A 2,707-nucleotide genomic window follows, 5' to 3' on the forward strand; every position below is an offset into this window, starting at 1 on the left:
AGTCGATCAACTATCAACTCCGAAAGATTGTTAGGGACGCCTTTCGGAAAGCAGGGTTCTGATGATCGGGTAGCGCGAGTATGAGCATCGGATAGCGGTGGGCGGCGTCGTGTGCTGGTCTCGGCTTCACGCGTGGCAACCAGGCTGCGCGTGGATCCGAACAGGAGGCACGGTGACTGATTACCGATTGGTGATGTCGTTACTGCTGCAGGACAGGTCCTACCGGGACATCGAGGCGATCGCGGGCTGCTCGCACCGCACGATCGCCAAAGCGAAAAAGGTCTGCCACGACCACGGGCTGACCGCCACGAGCCAAGTCGAGGCGCTCAGCGGCGAGGAGATCGACGCCTTGTTCACCGATGGCCGTAAGACGCCGTCGGAGGAGTTCGTCGCCTTCGACGTCGCTGCGACCGTGAAGAAGCGGACGGGCAAGAAGAAGCTGCCGCTGCGGGTGCTGTGGGCCAACTACCTCGATACCGCCGGTTCGCCGGGGCAGCGGCACTACAGCTATCAGCGGTTCTGCCAGATCATCGGCGCGTACGTCGAGGTCAACGAGCTCACGATGCGGATCGCCCACGTTCCCGGGCACACGATGCAGGTCGACTGGGCGGGCACGAAGATGGCGATCTTCGACCCCGTCACCGGCACCAGGACAACGGTGTCGGTGTTCGTGGCGTCGCTGCCGTACTCGGGGATGGTCTTCGCCTGCGGCTGTCTGGACGAAAAGATGCCGAACTGGCTCGACGCGCACTTGCGGGCGTTCGAGTACTTCGGCGGCGCGGCGCAGGTGATCGTCCCCGACAACGCCTCCACGGCGTCGAATCAGATCACCCGCGGCGACCGGGCCCGCGAGGTCAACCGCGAGTACCGCGACTTCCTCGAATACCACCACACCGCCGCCGTGCCCACTCGGCCGGTTCGCCCGAAAGACAAAGGCAACGTCGAAGCCGGAGTGAAAGTGGTGACGAACTGGGTGATCGGCCGCCTGGCCGACCGGCGCTTCGCGAGCCTGGACGATGCGAACGAGGCGATCGCCGCCGAGGTCGAGGCGATCAACGACCGGACCCCGTTCCGCGGCCAGAAGACCAGCCGCCGCGAGCTGTTCACCGAGCACGAGAAACCGGAGCTGATCGACCTTCCCGAGGCCCGCTGGCAGCCAGTCATCTGGAAGAAGTCCAAGGTCAACCGGGACTACCACGTGGAGATCGCCACGGTGAAGTACTCGGTGCCCTACACCTTCGCCGGCCAGCACGTCGACGTGAAGATCACCGGCCCCACACTCACGGTCATGGCTAGCGGCGAGGTCATCGCCTCCCACGCCGTCTCCGGTAGGCGGCATTCCTTCGTCACCGACCCTGACCATGTTCCCGCCCAGCACCTGCAGTCATCCGACCTGTGGTCGCGGGCGTACTTCGTGCGCCAGGCTCACAAGATCGGACCGCACACCGTCACCGCGATCAGCGAGGTCCTGGATCGCCAGCGCATCGAGGCGCAGGGCTACCGCTCGTGCCAGAACATCCTCGCCCTGGCCCGCGGCGACAACAAGCAGCTGCTCGAGCGGGCCTGCGGCCAACTCGTCTCCGAGACCTCCCGCCGGGCGATCAGCTACACCGCCATCAAACAGCAGGTGGCGGCCCTGAGGACCCAGGCCGCCGCCCGACCCACCACGACCGCGACGACGCCGCCGGCGACCGCAACGCCTGTAGCGGTATCGCCAGGTCGGCGAGACACCACAGGGGCGCATTTGGCGGGGCCCGAGCAGTTCAGTCTCGCCGCCCTCACAGGAGGCCCGAGCACGACCACCGGCACCGCGGGGAAGGAGGAGCTGCAGTGACTGATCGTCATCTCACCGACGCCGACATGCCACTGTTCACCCAGCTGCGGATGACCGCGTTCGGCCAGACCGTCATCGACTTGGCCAACGATCCCGCCTGCGACGAGTGGACCTTCTCGGAGAAGATCTTCCACGCCCTGGACAAAGAGATCACGGCCAGGCAGGAACGCCGGACCCAGAAGCTACTCAAGGCCTCCAGATCGCCAAACCCTGATGCCTGCGTAGAAGAGATCCGCTACCTGCCTGACCGCAACGTCAACCGCGAGCTAATCGCACGACTGAGTAGCTGTCAATGGATCGACGCCACTCGCAATCTCGTCGTGCTCGGCCAGTCCAGCGTGGGCAAGACCTACCTCGCCCAGGCACTGCTCAACGCCGCGTGCCGAAAGTACTACACCGCGAGGTTCTTCCGACTCGACGACCTGGCCAACCGGCTCGCCGTTCTAGAACCGACCTCGCAGCGCAGGCTGGACTTCCTCACCGACCTGCACAACTGTGACCTGCTGGTTCTCGACGACTTCCTGACCACCCCGGTGGCTCCGCACACCGCGGCGGAGCTGCTCAACATCCTCGCCGCTCGAGAAGGGCGGGGCTCGACTCTGGTGACCTCGCAGTTCGATCCGCCCGATTGGTACAAGTCGCTCCAAGACGCGGTCATCGCCGAATCGATCCTCAACCGGATCGTCGCCGGCGCCGAGATCATCGCCCTCGACGGCCCAAACATGCGCAGGCACCTCGCCGAGATCCGATAACCCGGACACCGCGGTCGGACGGGCCGCTATCCGATGCCCGTCCGACCGCTACCCGATCATCAGAACCGCGCTTTCCGAAAGGCGTCCCAAACAAAAGATCACCAAGACCAGGGGCTCGTTC

At 65.0% G+C, this 2,707-nt stretch carries 2 protein-coding genes; both read left to right on the forward strand.

Annotation, left to right across the window (positions count from 1 at the left end; genetic code table 11):
- The first annotated feature begins 172 nt into the window (after positions 1-172).
- Positions 173-1,834 carry an IS21 family transposase gene (gene istA, locus G6027_RS11175; protein WP_346995699.1) on the forward strand — a complete coding sequence of 554 codons (1,662 nt, stop codon included), beginning with the start codon at positions 173-175 and terminating at the stop codon, positions 1,832-1,834.
- The gene (locus G6027_RS11180) at positions 1,831-2,586 is read left to right on the forward strand and encodes an ATP-binding protein (RefSeq protein WP_182637249.1); all 756 of its coding nucleotides are present in this window, start codon (positions 1,831-1,833) and stop codon (positions 2,584-2,586) included. Before istA ends, G6027_RS11180 begins: the two co-directional genes overlap by 4 nt.
- The last annotated feature ends 121 nt before the right edge of the window (positions 2,587-2,707 follow it).

The sequence above is a fragment of the Dietzia sp. SLG310A2-38A2 genome (assembly GCF_014145095.1).
Lineage (GTDB): Bacteria > Actinomycetota > Actinomycetes > Mycobacteriales > Mycobacteriaceae > Dietzia.